The sequence below is a fragment of the Nocardia sp. bgisy134 genome, assembly GCF_057708325.1.
This window is the reverse complement of sequence record NZ_JBYIRW010000002.1, coordinates 1-16,382: the sequence shown is the minus strand read 5'-3', so window position 1 is coordinate 16,382 and position 16,382 is coordinate 1. Positions and strand designations below refer to the sequence as shown.

Sequence of the window (16,382 nt, the reverse complement as noted above, 5' to 3'; positions counted from 1 at the left end):
CACCCTACTTGCGGGTCGTCGAATCCTCGGCGCGATGGAACTCCGGCGGCGGCGCCTCACCACCCGCGGCCCGGAGGACGCCGTCGAGCACCTCGCAGGTGCTGTGCAGGTCCCGCAGCGCCCGGTCGATCCTGGCTCGCTCCTCGGTCAGCTTCTGCACCAGGAACGGGGTGGCCGCGGCGCTCGGCGTGCCGTCCGTGTCGTGGATGCACGGGAGCAGTTCGGCGATGGTGTCGCTGGTCAGCCCGGCCGCGAACATCTCCTGAATCCGGTTGACCCGGTCCACGGCGGCCTCCGGGTATTCGCGCTGCCCGCCGGAGCTGCGCGCCGCGGCGAGCATGCCCTTGTCCTCGTAGTACCGCAGCGACCGGACGCTGACGCCGGTCCGCTCGGCCAGTTCCCCGATGCGCATCCTCGACTCCTCGCACCAACTGCTCTTGACCTGACATTGATGTCAGGTCCTAGCGTACGCGTCATGCAGCTTCTGACGCCCTACCGCAACCACGAACTGGCCCTGCCGAACCGGATCGTCATGTCACCGATGACCCGGTTGCGCTCGCTGCCGGACGGCTCCCCCACCTCCGATGTCGTCGACTACTACGCGCAGCGCGCCGCCGCCGGATTGATCGTCACCGAGGGAATCTGGCCGCATTCGACCGGCCAGAGCGAGGCGTGGGCGCCCGGCTTGGAGACCGAAGCCCACGTCGACGCCTGGCGCCGGGTCACCGCCGCCGTGCACGCCAACGGCGGACGGATCTTCGCCCAGCTGATGCACGGCGGCCGCAAGAACCATCCGCGCGGCCGCATCGACGGATCATGGCCCGCGGGCCCCTCCGCGGTGATCGATCCGGATCGCGTGCACCTGATCGAGGGCGGCAAGGCCGATCCGATCACGCCGGGTGTCTTGAGCCGGGACGACATCACCGCGATCATCGGCCAGTACGCCGCGTCCGCCCGCAATGCCGTGGCCGCGGGCTTCGACGGCGTCGAAATCCACGGCGCCAACAGCTATCTGGTGCACCAGTTCCTCGCCGACAACACCAACCTGCGCACGGACGAATACGGCGGTTCGAACGTCAACCGGATGCGGGCGCCGCTGGCCATCGTGGACGCGGTGGCCGAGGCGATCGGATCGCGCCGCACCGCGATCCGGCTCTCGCCCGGCAACCCGCAATTCGACATGCGCGAAGACGATCCGGCGTCCCTGTACCGAAAGCTGGTGGACGAGTTGGATTCTCGCGAGCTGGCCTACCTGCATCTCATCGACAACGACGACTATCCCGCGCTCGCCGATCTGCGACCGCGCTGGCGTGGCACGCTGATCGCGAACATCGGCGAGAACCGCGAGCCGACCGCCGCCGAAGGCGCGGAAGCGGTGCTGCGGGACGGCGTCGCCGATCTCGTCTCCTTCGGGCGGGCTTTCATCGCCAATCCCGATCTGGTGGAACGGATCACGCGCGGCCTGCCGCTGGCTTCGGTTCGCGAGGAAGGGTTGTACGGGCGAGATGCGAAGGGCTACACCGACTATCCCGCGTGGTCGGAGAGCGAACTGTCCCGGCTGTGATCGCGCGACGCCCGGCGCGATCGGATTCGCGCCGGGCGGTTGCCGGATCAGGCGCCGATGGCCGAGGCCAGGGTGGGCCAGGAGGCGTGCAGCGTGTCCTGCCAGTAGGACCAGGAGTGGGTGCCGACCGGGCTGTAGTCGATGCGCGCCGGAATGGCCATGCCGCGCAGCCGCCGCTCGAAGGTGATCACGCAGGTGTTGATGCCGACCTCGACCGGACCGCCGAGGAAGATGTTCTCGGCCAGCTGCGGCTTGAACTCGGCCTCGTGCGGGCCAGGCACGCCGGTGCCCGTGGACAGGTAGATCGTCTTGCCGCGCAAGCGATCCGCCATCAGCGAGGGATCGTGCTCGGCCCAGGCCGGGCTGCCCGGCGCGCCCCACATGTTGACCGGGTTGCCGCCGCGGTTGGCGATGGAGAACATCACTCCGCCGGTGGCGAGTCCGGTGTCGGGGCAGGCGCTGTAGCCCGCGATCGCGCGATACAGGTGCGGGTGGCGGGCGGCCAGGATGAAGGCCGCGCTGCCGCCCATCGAGAGGCCGCCGATCGCGTTCACGCCGTTGCCGTCGAAGGTCTCCTCGATCAACGGCGGCAGTTCCTGGGTGAGGAAGGTCTCCCACTTGTAGCGGCCGAAGCGCGGGTCGTCCCGCTGCCAGTCCGTGTAGTAGCTGGCCTGGCCGCCGACGGGCAGCACCACGTTGACGTTCTTGCCGCGGAAGAACGCCTCGGCGTCGGTCGCGTTGGTCCAGGTGCTCTGGCCGACGCCGGGGTCGAGGCCGTCCAGCAGGTAGTAGGCGGGCCTGGAGCCGCCGTCCGCCGGGTGCAGCACGTCGACCTGGACCGTTCGGCCCATCGCGGGGGAATCGATGAACACCGAGGAGCGGGTCGGGCCCAGCTCGGAGATTCGCACGATCCGAGCGGCCGAGGCGGACGCGGGTTCGACCGCCCATGGCCCGAGCATCGCGATCGCGCAGGAGAGCACTGCAACAGCAACTTTGGTACGCCGCATGTCCCGCCCTCCAACACTGCACGACAATGGCATCCAACGTAACCCACTCCATGGAGTTGCGGGAGGGATTCGAGATCTTGGCGCTATCGCAGCAAACTGCCCAGTACGTAAGGGCTTTCACGTCCCGCTCGAGCGTTCACCGGCCCCCTGCGGGCTCCGTCCGCGCCAGCGCCCCGCGAATGGATCCGGCCAGATAGTCCAGGTCAGCGCGGTGCGGACTGGTCGGCCGCCCGCGCAATCCGAAGCCGTCGCCCGGGATGCGCGGGATGACGTGCAGGTGCACGTGGAACACCTCCTGCCCCGCCGTCACGCCGTCCGCGAGAAAGAAGTTGACCCCGTCACACCCCACTTCACTCTCCCGCAAAGCCCCCGCCAGCCGCTGCCCCACCTGAAACAGCTTCCCGCCGACCACCGGATCCAACTCCGCGAGACTCCGCGCCGCCACCCGCGGCACCACCAACAAATGCCCCGGCGTCATCGGCCGAATATCCATGAACGCGACCACGTCGTCGTCCTCGTACACCTTGGAAGCAGGCGCCCGCCCGGCAATGATGTCAGCGAAAATCGTGTACGGATCCACACCGCACCCTAACCGCCACAGCCGAAGCGAAGGGACGGTGGCAGCCGGGTTTCGCGTGTGCGGCTAGAGGATCGGGGATGGGGTGTAGCGGGCGGCTTCGGGGTAGGCGTCGACCAGTTTTTGGACCTGGGCGACCACGTCGGCGGCCTGGGCGCCTGCGGCGCCGATGAAGGCGGACTTGTCGGCGAGGGCGGCGTCGAGGGCCGGGCGGTCGAGGGGGAGGCGGTGGTCGGCGGCGAGGCGGTCCAGCAGGTCGGGCTCGCGGCCCTGTTCGCGCATGGCGAGGGCGACGGCGACGGCGTGCTCCTTGATGACCTCGTGCGCGGTCTCCCGTCCGACGCCCGCGCGGACCGCGGCCATCAGGATGCGGGTGGTGGCGAGGAACGGCAGGTAGCGGTCGAGCTCGCGGGCGATCACGGCCGGGTAGGCGCCGAACTCGGCGAGCACGGTGAGGAAGGTCTCCATCATGCCGTCGATGGCGAAGAACGCGTCCGGCAGCGCGACGCGGCGCACCACGGAACAGAACACGTCGCCCTCGTTCCACTGCGCGCCCGCGAGTTCGGCGGCCATCGAGGCATAGCCGCGCAGCACCACCTGCAGGCCGTTGACCCGCTCGCACGAGCGCGTGTTCATCTTGTGCGGCATGGCCGAGCTGCCCACCTGCCCGGGCTGGAAGCCCTCGGTGACCAGCTCGTGGCCCGCCATCAGCCGGATGGTGTGCGCGAACGACGACGGGCCCGCACCCACCTGCACCAGCGCGGAGAGCACGTCGTGGTCGAGCGAGCGCGGGTAGACCTGGCCCACGCTGGTGAACACGGTCGCGAATCCGAGGTGCCTCGCCACCTGCTGCTCCAGCGTGGCCAGCTTGGCCGGGTCGCCGTCGAGCAGGTCGAGCATGTCCTGCGCGGTGCCCATCGGGCCCTTGATACCGCGCAGCGGATAACGGTCGATGAGCTCGCGCAGCCGGGTCAGCGCGATCAGCAGTTCGTCGGCGGCCGAGGCGAAGCGCTTGCCGAGGGTGGTGGCCTGCGCCGCCACGTTGTGCGAGCGGCCCGCCATGACCACGGTTTGGTACTCGGCCGCGCGCTCGGCCAGCCGCGCCGCGATCGCCACGCCGTGCGCGTGCACGTGCTCGAGCGAGAGCCGGATCTGCAGCTGCTCGACGTTTTCGGTGAGGTCGCGGCTGGTCATGCCCTTGTGCACGTGTTCGTGCCCGGCCAGCGCGTTGAACTCCTCGATACGCGCCTTCACGTCGTGCCGGGTGACCCGCTCGCGCTCGGCGATAGACGCGAGGTCGACGCGGTCGATCACTCGCTCGTAGTCGGCGATCACGCCGGCCGGGATGTCGATGCCGAGCTCCGACTGTGCCCGCAGCACCTCCAGCCACAGCCGCCGTTCCAGCACGATCTTGTGCTCGGGCGACCACAGGTGCACCAGTTCGGGGCTGGCGTAACGGGTGGCGAGGACATTCGGGACGAGACTCACGTCTGGTCAGTCTAGTGCTCGGAACCTGTCCACTTGCTGCGGCGTCGCCGGGGCGACGATATCGATCACCTCGAGCAGCGCGCCGCGCGCCATTCGCCGGGGTTCCGGGTTGCTTTCGCTGAGTGCCGCGACCACCGCGCCGTCGACCACCGCGATCAGCCTGCGCAGCTGTTCGTGCCGCACCAACCGGTCCGAACGCCGCAGTACGTCGGAGAGCAGCTCGTCGAGCTGGGCCCGTAGCCGTAGCTGGACCTCACGTAGCTCGGGATGCCGCGCCGAGGCCACCGAACGCTCGTAGCGGGCGATCAGCTGGCCGCGCGCTCCCTCGTCCTGCCCGTCGGCGCCGACCAGTAGGTCGAGCACCAAGTCGACGGTCGCCTCGGCTCCGCGGCGGCGGTGACTCACCTCGCCGACCCTGCGGCGCATCGCGTCCAGCTCCGCGTTCCCGCTGAACTCGACCGCGCGGGCGATCAGGTCCTCCAGGGATTCGAAGTAGTACGTGGTCGACGCGAGCGGTAGGTCCGCGCGCGTGGCAACCGAGCGATGCCGCACTGCATCGAATCCGCCTTCGAGTAACAACTCGGCGGCGGCCGCTACCAGGGCCTGGCGACGCCGTTCGCCTTTCGGGGTCGTCGCGGTTATCACCGTGCCATCGTGCCAGTCGTCATCAGTTCATCCGTGCGAAATCGATTGTCGAAACCCAGCCAACGTTGTTTTACCTCATCTGGGCGTTTCCGGTGCCGAACTGTGGAAACTTGTTGTCGGACATAAGGATCAGGCGCGCAGATAGTACCCGAGCCGGAGCAGCGCCGCCTCGATGTCCGCGGTAGCACCCGCGAACGAGAAGCGAACGGTGCGGCGCCCGGCCACGGTATCGAAGTCGATGCCGGGCGCCAGCGCGACCCCGGTGTGCTCGAGCACCTCGGCACACCACACGCGCGAATCGTCGGTGAGATGGCCGATGTCGGCGTAAGCGTAGAAGGCGCCGTCCGCGGGCGCGAGATCGGTGATCCCGAGTTTCGGCAGCCCGTCGAGCAGCAGCCGCCGGTTGACCGCGTAACGCCGGACGTGTCCGTCGAGCTCCGTCTTGGCCTCGGCCCCGAAGGCGTGCAGCGCCGCGTACTGGGAGACCGCGGGCGGGCACACCGTCATATTGGAGGCCAGCCGTTGCAGCGCGGGTCGCAGCCTGCTCGGCGCGAGCATCCAGCCGAGCCGCCAGCCGGTCATGGAGAAGTACTTGGAAACCGAGCCGATAACCACGGATTCGCGGGAGGTCTCCCACGCGGAGGAGGTCTGTGCGTCCGAGCCTGTGCTCTCGTAGGTGATGCCGTGGTAGATCTCGTCGGAGATCAGCAGTGTCCCGTGCGCGTCGCACCACCGGGCCAGCGCGGCGAGTTCGGCCGGGGCGATCATGGTTCCGGTCGGATTGGCCGGGCTGGCGACCACGAGTCCCGCGGGCGGTTCGGGCAACGCGTCGAGCATGGCCACGGTCGGCTGGAACCGAGTTTCGGGGCCGCAGTCCAGTTCGACCACCCGGCAGCCGAGCGCGGTGAGGGTGTTGCGGTAGGCCGGATAGCCGGGCCGCGCCACCACCACGGTGTCCCCCGCGTCGAAGGCGGCCAGGAAGATGAGGGTGAACGCGCCGGACGAGCCGGTCGTCACCACTACCTCGTCGGGGTCGACGTGGTAGCCGTAGGTGTCCCTGTGGTGCTCGGCGATCGCCTCGCGCAGCTGAAGGATGCCGAAAGTCTCTGTGTAGCCGAGCAATTCGGCGTCGATCGCGGCTTTGGTCGCGCGCAGCACCGGAGCAGGGGCGGGCGTCGACGGCTGGCCGGCCGCGAGCACCAGCACGTCGCCGTGGGTTCGGGCGCGCTCCGCGGCGGCTTTCCAGACATCCATCACGTAGAAAGGTGGAATGGTCGACCGGCGAGATTCTCCAGACACCCGACAGACGGTAGACCCTCGCACACGACGCCATGTCGGCAACGCTCGGCTTTCGCCGGAGAGCTTTCCCGGCCGACATCTACCCGCATCCGCCCGTTCGTTCCGCGCGCACCACTAAGGTCGGCGTAATGCTTGAAAAGGCTCGCCGCGCGGGGCTCGATCGGGTACGCGGAGTGGGTGGCATCGGCGTCATTCCGCCCGATTGGCGTGCCGAAAAGCGGGAGCGGTCCGGCCCACGTGAGCTGCTGCGGCGTGCCCGCACCGAGTTCGACGGACTACGCCGCCGTCCCCGCCCCGATCTGCGCGAACTCTGGACCGAGCAGAAACGGCAGGACTATCGAGCCCTGTTGCGCAAGCACCGGGTGCTGATCGCCGGGCTGATCGCGACCCTGCTCCTTGCGGGCGCCGACACGCCTTTCGACTGGGGCGTCAGTGAACGCACCCCCGGCCCGAACGAGGCGATGCGCGTCTTCTTCGCCCACCCGCAGGAGATGCAGTCGACCCCGCCCTCGGTGCGCCGCTACCTCAACGCCATCGCCAACGGTGAGCGCCGCCGCGAGCAGGCCGTGGTCGCGGCGGCGGCGCGGGCGACACTGGAACGCGCGAAGGCCGAGGCCGCCGCGGCCGCCGCGGGCGAATGGCAGCCGTGGATGGGCGGCACCGCGCCGCTGCCGCCCGGCTCGATCCTGCCCGGAATCGGCGGCTTCGTGCTGCCGACCCGGGGCACGTTCACCTCCGGATTCGGTTCTCGCTGGGGCACTTTCCACAACGGCATCGATATCGCGGCCCCCATCGGCACCCCGATCTACGCGGTCGCCAACGGCACCGTGATCGACGCGGGCCCCGCCCAGGGCTTCGGCCTGTGGGTGCGCATCCGCCACGACGACGGATCCATCACCGTCTACGGGCACATGTACGACTTCTTCGTCTCCGTCGGCGAGCGCGTGCCCGCGGGCATGCAGATCGCCCGCATGGGCAACCGCGGCGATTCCACCGGCCCGCACCTGCACTTCGAGGTGATCGTCGGCGGACAGCACGTCGACCCGCGCGCCTGGCTGGCCCTGCACGGGCTCAGCTTCTGACCCCACAGACCATGTCGCCGCACAGCGTCACGGTCTTTGTGCGGAAAGGGGGCTACCGGGTGGGGAGGGCGATGCGGTTCTCGACGGCGGCGAGGCCGATGTCGGTGCGGTAGTGGCTGCCGGGGAGTTTGATCGAGGCGATGCGGTCGTAGGCCTTGGTGCGGGCCTCGGAGAGGTCGCCGCCGACGCCGACGACGCTCAGCACCCGGCCGCCCGCGGAGACCAGCGCGCCGTCTTCACGCAGCGCGGTGCCCGCGTGCAGCACGGCGGCGTCGTCCTGCGCGGCCTCGCCGGTGCCGGTGATCACGTCGCCGAGACGCGGACGGCCCGGGTAGTTCTCGGCGGCGATCACGACGGTGACGGCCGAGCCGTCTCGCCAGCGCGGCGCCGCGACCTCGGCGAGAGTGCCGGTCGCGGTGGCGTTCAGCAGTTCGCCGAGCGGGCTCTCCAGCAGGGCGAGCACCGCCTGGGTCTCGGGATCGCCGAAGCGGCAATTGAATTCGACCACCGCGGGCCCGGCGGCGCCGATCGCGAGCCCGGCGTAGAGGAGGCCGGAGAACGGGCAGCCGCGGCGCACCATCTCGGCGGCGACCGGCTTCACCACGTCCTCGACGATCGCGGTGAGAGTTTCCTCCGGCAGCCACGGCAGCGGCGTGTACGCGCCCATGCCGCCGGTGTTGGGGCCGGTGTCGCCGTCGCCGACGCGCTTGTGATCCTGCGCGGGCAGCAGCGGCACCACCGTCTCGCCGTCGACCAGGCAGAACAGCGAGACCTCCGGGCCGTCGAGGAACGACTCCAGCAGCACCGGGTGGCCCTGCTCGAGCAGTTCGGCCCCGTGATCGCGGGCCGCGAGGCGGTCGGCAGTGACCACGACGCCCTTGCCCGCGGCGAGGCCGTCGTCCTTCACGACCCAGGTGGGGCCGAAACGATCGAGCGCGGCGTCCAGCTCGGCGGGGTTGTCGACGACCTCGCTGTGCGCGGTGCGCACCCCGGCCGCCGCCATCACGTCCTTGGCGAAAGCCTTCGAGCCCTCGATCCTGGCGGCCGCGCCCGACGGGCCGAAACAGGCGATACCCGCGGCGCGCACCGCGTCGGCGACGCCGAGCACCAGCGGCACCTCGGGCCCGATGATCACCAGGTCAGCGGACAGTTCGGTGGCCAGCGCGACGACGGCCTCGGCCGAGGACGGGTCCACCGGACGCACCTGCGCGTGCTGCGCGATGCCCGCGTTGCCCGGCGCGGCGTAGAGCGCGGTCACCGCGGGGTCGCGGCGCAGGCTGAGGACGAGGGCATGTTCACGGGCTCCGGAACCGATGACGAGTACGCGCACGGGCAACAGCTTAGGTGAAGCGACTATCGGCCTCGCCGGGCATCGGCCTTCTGGACGTCCCGCGTTCGGCGGCCGTTCGCCCACCGTTCGACCACCGATAGCCGACCGATCGCGAATTCGATTGCCGCCTTTCATCCGTCGCGGCCGCGGCCCGTGGATCATGGTGGGGAGGGTTCGGACGATCCGCCGGACCGTCTCCCGCCACCGCGAAGGACGTGCAGATCATGGGTCTGATCGACGGACTGATGGGCAACGCCGGGCGCATCGATCCCGGCCAGGCGCAGCAGGAGTACGCGAAGCTGCTCGGCAACGGCGAGCAGATCTATTCCGCCTACCTCCTGGTGCGCGACGCCATCCTCTTCACCAACCGCCGCCTGATCCTGGTGGACAAGCAGGGCCTGTCCGGCAGGAAGGTGAGTTATCACAGCATCCCCTACCGCTCGATCACGCATTTCGCGGTGGAGACGGCGGGCACCTTCGATCTGGACGCCGAGCTCGTCATCTGGATCGCGGGCACGCACGAGCCGCTGCAGAAGCGGTTCAACCGGCAGGTCGACATCTACGAGGTACAGGGCCTGCTCTCGCACTTCGTGGCGGTGTAGCGCGCGGCCGTCCGCGGACTACGCTGCGGATATGGCTTCCGTCTTCAGTGCGATCATCGCCGGTCAGATCCCTGGTCGATTCGTCTGGGAGGACGACGAATTCGTCGCCTTCCTGACCATCGCGCCGGTCACCCAGGGGCACACGCTCGTGGTGCCGCGCAAGGAAATCGACCAGTGGCAGGACATCGATGCCGACACCTTCGCGCGCCTCAACGGCGTCGCGCAGCAGATCGGCAGGGCCGTGCGGGCCGCGTTCGACGCGCCGCGCGCCGGTCTGCTCATCGCCGGGCTCGAGGTGCCGCACCTGCACGTGCACGTCTTCCCTGCCTACAGCCTCGGAAACTTCGACATCTCCGGCGCCGACCCGAACCCCTCGCCCGAGTCGCTGGACGAGGCGCAGGCCAAGATCAAGCAGGCGCTGCGGGATCTCGGCCACGGCGCCAACGTGCCGGACTGAGCGAGTCGCGCGACGCGTTCCCCAAAGCCGAAGGGCGCTCGGTGGCGAACCGAGCGCCCTTTTCCGTTCGGCCGACCCGACCTGGATCGCACCGGCTTTCATGACTGTTCGATGAACGCTCTTGTCCAGCGCGCGCGCTGCTCTACACTTTTATCAGTTAGCGGTGCCGTTGCACGAAGACGGCTTTCAGACGTTGCAGCTCCGCACGAAACGAGTGGTGTCATGGTTGATAGCCACGTTCAGTTCCCTTCTCCGGCAACAGTATCGAAGAACCGAGCGCCGTCGTCGAAGGACTCAGCGCCGTTGCCGAAGGACCCAGCGCCGCTGCGGAGACCTCTGCTCCCCGATCATCCGGATTGCCTCGCCGCCGACCGACTACCCGCCGTCGGCGAAGCGCGCACTGCCTGACGGTGCTCGGCCCGGCGGACCGCATGTCGACCGGATCGACGTGAACGCCGGTGGCACTCAGGCATACCGCGCCGTTCGAAGTTCTCGACGGCGACGCCGTCACCTTCCTGCGGAATTTCGGCCGCGATATCTCGATGTGGCCGACCCTCAGGCTCTTCGGCGTCGTCGGCCCGAGCTCGGCCGTGAGTAACGGCCGGGGGAATCGGCACCAACGAAAACGAAGGGGCAACGATGGTCACAGCAGTGGATTACGCGGGGCGGCAGATCGATCCGCGAGCCATCCGGGACGCCGGGCACATCGCGGTGCTCGCCTACGTCTCGACGTCGCGGCCTGGCTCGAACTTCGGGGCCAAGCCGCTCACGCGCGAATACGCCGACCGCATTCGCGCCGCCGGTCTGGACATCGTCTCGATCTGGCAGTACGGCAAAACCGGCAACGCGAGCGCTCCTTCGGATTACACCCTCGGCTACGAGGGCGGCGCCCGGATGGGACAGGAGGCGAAGCAACGCCATTTCGCGGCGGGCGGGCCCGGCTACTGCCCGATCTACTTCGCCGTCGACGAGGACATCGACGAGGACACCTGGAACACCAAGGCCGTGCATTTCTTCCGCGGCGTGAACAACGCGATCGGCCAGGAGTGGACCGGCGTCTACGGCCACGACGAGGTGTGCCTGTGGGCCATCCGCGACGGCGTCGTCGGCCGGTCGACCACGCCGGGCCGGCACTGGGCCTGGCAGACCAAGGCGTGGTCGGAAGGCGATATCGCCGAAGGCATTTCGCTGTATCAGCGCATCGTCGACACCCCGACGAACCCCGGCCCGATCATCGACGGCTCGTCCGTCGACGTGAACGACGTCTACGCCGCGGACTACGGGCAGTGGTCGCTCGACCGCGCGCCGCGGCCCGTGACCCAACCCGAGTACATCGAGCTCGACCGCATGGGCAATTCACGCAGCAGCCGCCACGGCGCGCGCGTCACCAACTTCCTGCTGCACACGCAGGAGGGCAACGGCACCGCCGAGTCGCTGGCGAACTATCTGAACAATCCCGCGAACAGCGTCTCCTACCACTACACGCTGCGCGACGGGATCATCTGCGACGTGGTCGATACCGACTACGCCAGCTGGAGCGTCCTCGACGCCAACCCCTTCACCATCAATCTGTGCTTCGCCGGGTCCCGCGCCGGATGGAGCCGCGCGCAGTGGCTGGAGCGCGAGGACGATGTCCGGATCGCGGCCTGGCTCGCGGTCCAGGACGCGCGCAAGTACGGCTTCGAGCCGGTCGTCATCCCGCCGCCGTACTGGCGCGGGGAGGGCATCTCGGACCACAAGTACGTCACCGAGGAGCTGGGGATCGGCACGCACACCGATGTCGGCTACAACTTCATCTGGGATCGGCTGGAGACGTTCGTCAACGAGTACGCGGGCGGCGGGCCGCCGCCCGGGCAGGGCAACGCCATCGACGACGCCGCCGCGGCCGCGCCGTGGCTCGGCCGCAGGATCACCGTGGGCGAGATCGCGACTCCGGACGGCGTCGGCCGCCGGGCAGAGTTCGAGAACGGTCAGGTGTACTGGCATCCGGACACCGGCGCGCACGCCATTTCCACGGAGCTGTACGTCAAGTTCGCCGAACTCGGCTGGGAGGGAGGCCCGCTCGGCTGGCCGATCACCGACCGGACCGTGCTGACCGCCGCGGACGGCGTGCGTCTCGGCGAGGTGCAGGGTTTCCAGGGCGGCGCGCTGTACCTGCGCTACGGAGCGGGCCGTCCGCCGGTGTGGGTGCACGGCGCGATCCGCGATCGGTGGAATCGATCCGGTTTCGAGAACGGCGATCTCGGCTGGCCCGTCGCCGACGAGCAGGAATTCGACGGCGGCGCGTATCAACGCTTCGAGCACGGGACCATCTACTGGCCCGGGCGCAGGAGCACGCTCGCGCTGCTCCACAACGATGGTCCCGATACGCCCATCGCGGACCGCGACTGAGTGGCAGAGCGAACGAGCCCCCTGTCAGGATTGAACTGACGACCTTTCGCTTACAAAAACGGCAGAGCCTCTACCACTGAGCTCAGCCGCGAAGCGGCTGCAAAAGGGCGCCCGGCTCCAAGAACCGAGCGCCCTCTCACGAACGAGCCCCCTGTCAGGATTGAACTGACGACCTTTCGCTTACAAGGCGAGTGCTCTACCACTGAGCTAAGGAGGCGAGAAGCGGACCAATCATAGCCGGGCCTGCCCGCCGCGTGACACCGGCTTTACGGTGCCACGCGGTGGCGGCTCAGCGAGAGTCCCCGGCGCAGTATCGAATACCGCGGTTCAGGACTGGGCGCCCTGTCGGGCCGCGTCGTCGGCGGCCATCGCGTCACGCAGACTCTTCGGACGCATGTCGGTCCAGTTCTTCTCGACGTACTCGACGCAGGCAGCGCGGCTGTCCTCACCGAAGACGACGCGCCAACCGGCCGGAACCTCGGCGAAGGCGGGCCACAGGGAATGCTGTTCCTCGTCGTTGACCAGGACGAAGAAGCGGCCGTCTTCGTCATCGAAGGGGTTGGTGCTCAATTTCACCTCACTGGATACTGGCGCTATGTACGGGATCGGCTGCAGGGTCTGTCCGGCGCGGCGCCCGTGCGAATCACGGGCCGTCCGCCGGAAGACTCCCGAGCGTTGTGTCGACCCTAGCAAGGGAGACGTTACGCGTAGGCGGTTACCTCAGGCGGCGAAGAAATCCAGGAGGAACTTGTTGACCGCCTCCGGGCGCTCCAGGTAGCCGAAATGTCCGGCGTCGGGGATCTCCTGGTAGCCGGCGCCGGGGATGGCCTCGGCCACCTCCCTGGTGAGGTGCGGGGGGATCATCCGGTCATCGGCGAATCCGACGGCGAGGCAGGGCACCGAGATCGCACGGTAGGCCTGAACACGGTCGAAATCGTGGTCCATCTTGCGCTGCGCGCGGATGCCGGGGGTGACCGGACCGCCGGTGAATTCGAACAGGTCGAGCCAGTCGCGCGCGGCGTTGGTTTCGGCCATGGTGGCGGGCGACAGGTTCATCACCGCGGTCACCGCGGCCTCGTACTTCGGCGGTAGCTTGACCCCGCTCGCGTCCAGTTCGTGCTCGCCGAGCGAAAGCGTCTTCTGGAACTGGTCGAGCCGGCCGTGCCCGGCCATGAACACGGCCTTGCGCACCAGGTCGGGCCTGGCCAGCGCTAGCTCCTGGGCCACACGCGCGCCCATCGAGGTGCCGACCACCAGCGCGGGTCCCTCGTCGAGCAGTTCGATGAGCCCGGCGGTGTCGGCGACCAGGTCATCGATGGTCATGCCGGAGGGCGCCTCGAAGGAGGGCGCGATGCCGCGGTTGTCGAAGGTGCAGACCCGGTATCCGGCGGCGAGCAGCGCAGGCACCTGGTGCAGCTCCCATACCCGGCCGGGGCTCCCGGTGCCCATGATCATCACGACGAGCGGCCCGCCGCCCTTGACGTCGGTGCCCTTCGACCGGTCGCCCTTGACCTGGTAATTGAGGGAGATTCCGTTCACCGTCGCCAGCGGCATTGTCGACCCTTTCGTGGAGTTGATGCTGCGCCACCACGGTATAGGCACCGGAGTGCGGGTGCACCAGGCACTCTGGATTCGCGGGATACTGGTGCGGCGGCGCCGATTCGATACCGTGAACTGGCTCCGAGGCCTTGGGGGCAAGGGCGTCGCTTAACATTGACTATTCACACGCACGAGCGTATGAGCCGGGAGGACGAGAAGATGGCCGCGAAGGGCAGCGCGAACGATATCGCGGACGACGAACTGGAACCACTTGCCGACGAGACCGCGCGTCAGGCGCAGCGGGTCGTCGCGGCCTACGCCGAGGACGCCGACGAGTGCCGGATGCTGCTGTCGATGCTCGGCATCGGCCCGAACAACCGCGGCGAGTAACACCCGACCACTCGCTCGACGACAACGGCGCCGTCGACTCGACAGACAAACTCCAACGCCGAATCAGCGACGCGTGACCGAGGCGAGCGACGGGCCAGGCGACAGCAACCCCGCGTGACCGCGAAGGACACCGCGAGCGCCGCCAACCAAATAAGGATGCGTGAGTGGACCAGATGACCGAACAGCCGTCCGAGGACTCCCAGCACGCCCGGTCCGAACTACCCGAATCCGATCCACCGGAGCCCGGCGCCTTGCGCGCCGGATCGATCGCTCCGGAAGGCGCGGGTTCGGGTTTCGTCGTTGTGGCCAACCGACTGCCTGTCGACCTGGAGAAACTCCCCGACGGCAGCACCCGCTGGAAGCGCAGCCCCGGCGGCCTGGTGACCGCTTTGGAGCCGGTGTTGCGCAGCAACAAGGGCGCGTGGGTCGGCTGGGCGGGCGTGCCCGACGTCGACGTCGATCCGATCATCGAGGACGGCCTCGAGCTGCATCCGGTCCCGTTGTCGGCGCAGGAGGTCATCGATTACTACGAGGGCTTCTCCAACGGCACGCTGTGGCCGCTGTATCACGACGTGATCGTCCGGCCGATCTACGACCGCAGGTGGTGGTCCGCCTACGTCAACGTGAACCGCCGGTTCGCCGAGGAGACCGCGAAGGTGGCCGCCGAGGGCGCGACGGTGTGGGTGCAGGACTATCAGCTGCAGCTGGTGCCCAAGATGCTGCGCATGCTGCGGCCGGATCTGACCATCGGCTTCTTCCTGCACATCCCGTTCCCGCCGGTCGAGCTGTTCATGCAGATGCCGTGGCGGACCGAGATCATCGAGGGCTTGCTCGGCGCCGATCTGATCGGTTTCCACCTGCCCGGCGGCGCGCAGAACTTCCTGTACCTGGCGCGGCGACTGGCCGGACAGCCGACCTCGCGCGGCACCGTGGGCGTGCGTTCCAAGCTCGGCGTGGTGCAGGTGGGTTTCCGCACCGTGCGGGCCGGCGCGTTCCCGATCTCGATCGCCTCGGCCGAGCTGGACGAGCACTCGCGGCGTCGCTCGATCCGGGAGCGGGCGGCCAAGATCCGCGCCGAGCTGGGCAACCCGAAGAACATCCTGCTCGGCGTCGACCGGCTCGACTACACCAAGGGCATCGACATCCGGCTCAACGCGCTGGAGGAGCTGCTGATCGACGGCCGCGTCGACCCTTCCGAGACCGTCATGGTGCAGCTGGCCACCCCGAGCCGCGAGCGCGTCGAGAGCTACATCCAGATGCGCGGCGACATCGAGCGCCAGGTCGGCCGGATCAACGGCGAGTTCGCCCAGGTCGGCCACCCGGTGGTGCACTACCTGCACCGCCCCATCCCGCGCGACGAGCTGATCGCCTTCTTCGTCGCCGCCGACGTCATGCTGGTGACCCCGCTGCGCGACGGCATGAACCTGGTGGCCAAGGAGTACGTCGCCTGTCACAGCGGCCTCAACGGAGCCCTGGTGCTCAGCGAGTTCACCGGCGCCGCCGCCGAGCTCCGCCAGGCATACCTGTGCAACCCGCACGACCTGGACAGCGTGAAGGACGCTATCGTCTCCGCCCTGGAAGACAACCGCGACACCAAACGCCGCCGCATGCGCTCCCTGCGCCGCCAGGTCCTCGCCCACGACGTGGACCGCTGGGCCCGCGCCTTCCTGGAAGCTCTGGCCCAAGACCAAGTCGCGGGCAGCGCCCTGCTCACCGACGAAGATGTCTACCCGGAATCGGAAGCCCCCAGCCGCTGACTCCGAGCGCGTTTGCCCCCGGGCACGGCAAACCCCAGCGCAAACGCACCGTCCCCACCTGCAACCACCCGGGGGCGAGTCTTAGGAGCCCGTTCGTGCCCCGTCCCGTCTCGCCTCCGATCACCCCCGCCACAGCCACAAGGATCCACTCACTCACCACCCGCCCCGCAGCCGCAAGACCCGCCCACCCGGAACCTCCAAACAACCGAACGCACCATCCCCACCCTCCCAACCACCCCTAGGGCGAGTCTTAC

At 68.8% G+C, this 16,382-nt stretch carries 16 protein-coding genes and 1 tRNA gene; 7 read left to right on the top strand and 10 right to left on the bottom strand.

Annotation, left to right across the window (positions count from 1 at the left end):
* Nucleotides 1-4: 4 nt before the first annotated feature.
* A complete protein-coding gene (locus tag AC3ERS_RS04095) occupies nt 5-412 on the bottom strand; it encodes a MerR family transcriptional regulator (protein WP_431963644.1) in 408 nt (135 codons plus the stop codon).
* Nucleotides 413-475: 63 nt separating this feature from the next.
* Between AC3ERS_RS04095 and AC3ERS_RS04090 the strand changes: the two genes are divergently transcribed.
* Entirely contained in the window at nt 476-1,564 is a 1,089-nt protein-coding gene (locus tag AC3ERS_RS04090; RefSeq protein WP_431963642.1) for an alkene reductase, read from the top strand.
* A gap of 47 nt (nt 1,565-1,611) precedes the next feature.
* On the opposite strand, the gene AC3ERS_RS04085 is transcribed toward AC3ERS_RS04090, so the two are convergent.
* The 5 genes from AC3ERS_RS04085 to AC3ERS_RS04065 form a co-directional block, all read right to left on the bottom strand.
* Nucleotides 1,612-2,571, bottom strand: a complete 960-nt coding sequence (locus AC3ERS_RS04085) for an alpha/beta hydrolase (RefSeq protein ID WP_431963640.1) — start codon at nt 2,569-2,571, stop codon at nt 1,612-1,614.
* Nucleotides 2,572-2,707: 136 nt separating this feature from the next.
* Nucleotides 2,708-3,151: an HIT family protein gene (locus AC3ERS_RS04080; RefSeq protein ID WP_431963638.1), complete on the bottom strand. Its 444-nt coding sequence runs from the start codon at nt 3,149-3,151 to the stop codon at nt 2,708-2,710.
* 63 nt (nt 3,152-3,214) lie between these two features.
* A complete protein-coding gene (gene purB / locus AC3ERS_RS04075; protein ID WP_431963636.1) occupies nt 3,215-4,636 on the bottom strand; it encodes an adenylosuccinate lyase in 1,422 nt (473 codons plus the stop codon).
* Between the two features lie 6 nt (nt 4,637-4,642).
* Nucleotides 4,643-5,281: a TetR/AcrR family transcriptional regulator gene (locus AC3ERS_RS04070; protein WP_431963634.1), complete on the bottom strand. Its 639-nt coding sequence runs from the start codon at nt 5,279-5,281 to the stop codon at nt 4,643-4,645.
* 129 nt (nt 5,282-5,410) lie between these two features.
* Entirely contained in the window at nt 5,411-6,580 is a 1,170-nt protein-coding gene (locus tag AC3ERS_RS04065; protein ID WP_431963632.1) for a pyridoxal phosphate-dependent aminotransferase, read from the bottom strand.
* Nucleotides 6,581-6,708: 128 nt separating this feature from the next.
* Here AC3ERS_RS04065 and AC3ERS_RS04060 point away from each other — a divergent pair, with 128 nt between their 5' ends.
* Nucleotides 6,709-7,662: a M23 family metallopeptidase gene (locus AC3ERS_RS04060; protein ID WP_431963630.1), complete on the top strand. Its 954-nt coding sequence runs from the start codon at nt 6,709-6,711 to the stop codon at nt 7,660-7,662.
* Between the two features lie 52 nt (nt 7,663-7,714).
* Here AC3ERS_RS04060 and purD read toward each other — a convergent pair whose 3' ends face one another.
* Nucleotides 7,715-8,992 carry a phosphoribosylamine--glycine ligase gene (gene purD, locus AC3ERS_RS04055; protein ID WP_431963628.1) on the bottom strand — a complete coding sequence of 426 codons (1,278 nt, stop codon included), beginning with the start codon at nt 8,990-8,992 and terminating at the stop codon, nt 7,715-7,717.
* Between the two features lie 224 nt (nt 8,993-9,216).
* On the opposite strand from purD, the gene AC3ERS_RS04050 reads away from it, so the two are divergent.
* The 3 genes from AC3ERS_RS04050 (at nt 9,217) to AC3ERS_RS04040 (ending at nt 12,442) form a co-directional block, all read left to right on the top strand.
* A complete protein-coding gene (locus AC3ERS_RS04050) occupies nt 9,217-9,594 on the top strand; it encodes a PH domain-containing protein (protein ID WP_068055805.1) in 378 nt (125 codons plus the stop codon).
* A 31-nt stretch (nt 9,595-9,625) separates the two neighbouring features.
* Nucleotides 9,626-10,051 carry an HIT family protein gene (locus AC3ERS_RS04045; protein WP_431963625.1) on the top strand — a complete coding sequence of 142 codons (426 nt, stop codon included), beginning with the start codon at nt 9,626-9,628 and terminating at the stop codon, nt 10,049-10,051.
* A gap of 639 nt (nt 10,052-10,690) precedes the next feature.
* Nucleotides 10,691-12,442, top strand: coding sequence for a glycoside hydrolase domain-containing protein (locus AC3ERS_RS04040; protein WP_431963623.1), 1,752 nt, complete (start codon nt 10,691-10,693; stop codon nt 12,440-12,442).
* A gap of 145 nt (nt 12,443-12,587) precedes the next feature.
* Here the strand turns inward: AC3ERS_RS04040 and AC3ERS_RS04035 are convergent.
* From AC3ERS_RS04035 to AC3ERS_RS04025, 3 genes are all read right to left on the bottom strand, one after another.
* Nucleotides 12,588-12,659: transfer RNA gene (locus AC3ERS_RS04035), tRNA-Thr, on the bottom strand.
* Nucleotides 12,660-12,769: 110 nt separating this feature from the next.
* A complete protein-coding gene (locus tag AC3ERS_RS04030; protein WP_011207082.1) occupies nt 12,770-13,012 on the bottom strand; it encodes an MbtH family protein in 243 nt (80 codons plus the stop codon).
* A gap of 150 nt (nt 13,013-13,162) precedes the next feature.
* Nucleotides 13,163-13,996, bottom strand: a complete 834-nt coding sequence (locus AC3ERS_RS04025) for an alpha/beta fold hydrolase (protein WP_431963621.1) — start codon at nt 13,994-13,996, stop codon at nt 13,163-13,165.
* A gap of 183 nt (nt 13,997-14,179) precedes the next feature.
* On the opposite strand from AC3ERS_RS04025, the gene AC3ERS_RS04020 reads away from it, so the two are divergent.
* Together AC3ERS_RS04020 and AC3ERS_RS04015 are read left to right on the top strand one after the other, a co-directional pair.
* Nucleotides 14,180-14,371 (top strand): hypothetical protein, encoded by a 192-nt coding sequence (locus AC3ERS_RS04020; protein WP_431964552.1) that lies wholly within the window; start codon nt 14,180-14,182, stop codon nt 14,369-14,371.
* 251 nt (nt 14,372-14,622) lie between these two features.
* On the top strand, nt 14,623-16,128 hold the full coding sequence (locus AC3ERS_RS04015; protein WP_431964505.1) for an alpha,alpha-trehalose-phosphate synthase (UDP-forming): 1,506 nt from the start codon (nt 14,623-14,625) through the stop codon (nt 16,126-16,128).
* The last annotated feature ends 254 nt before the right edge of the window (nt 16,129-16,382 follow it).

Excerpts from the sequence above, each read along its gene's own strand:
- AC3ERS_RS04095 (WP_431963644.1), bottom strand. The coding sequence starts at position 412 with ATGCGCATCGGGGAACTGGCCGAGCGGACCGGCGTCAGCGTCCGGTCG.
- AC3ERS_RS04090 (WP_431963642.1), top strand. The coding sequence starts at position 476 with ATGCAGCTTCTGACGCCCTACCGCAACCACGAACTGGCCCTGCCGAAC.
- AC3ERS_RS04085 (WP_431963640.1), bottom strand. The coding sequence starts at position 2,571 with ATGCGGCGTACCAAAGTTGCTGTTGCAGTGCTCTCCTGCGCGATCGCG.
- AC3ERS_RS04060 (WP_431963630.1), top strand. The coding sequence starts at position 6,709 with ATGCTTGAAAAGGCTCGCCGCGCGGGGCTCGATCGGGTACGCGGAGTG.
- AC3ERS_RS04050 (WP_068055805.1), top strand. The coding sequence starts at position 9,217 with ATGGGTCTGATCGACGGACTGATGGGCAACGCCGGGCGCATCGATCCC.
- AC3ERS_RS04045 (WP_431963625.1), top strand. The coding sequence starts at position 9,626 with ATGGCTTCCGTCTTCAGTGCGATCATCGCCGGTCAGATCCCTGGTCGA.
- AC3ERS_RS04040 (WP_431963623.1), top strand. The coding sequence starts at position 10,691 with ATGGTCACAGCAGTGGATTACGCGGGGCGGCAGATCGATCCGCGAGCC.
- AC3ERS_RS04025 (WP_431963621.1), bottom strand. The coding sequence starts at position 13,996 with ATGCCGCTGGCGACGGTGAACGGAATCTCCCTCAATTACCAGGTCAAG.
- AC3ERS_RS04020 (WP_431964552.1), top strand. The coding sequence starts at position 14,180 with ATGAGCCGGGAGGACGAGAAGATGGCCGCGAAGGGCAGCGCGAACGAT.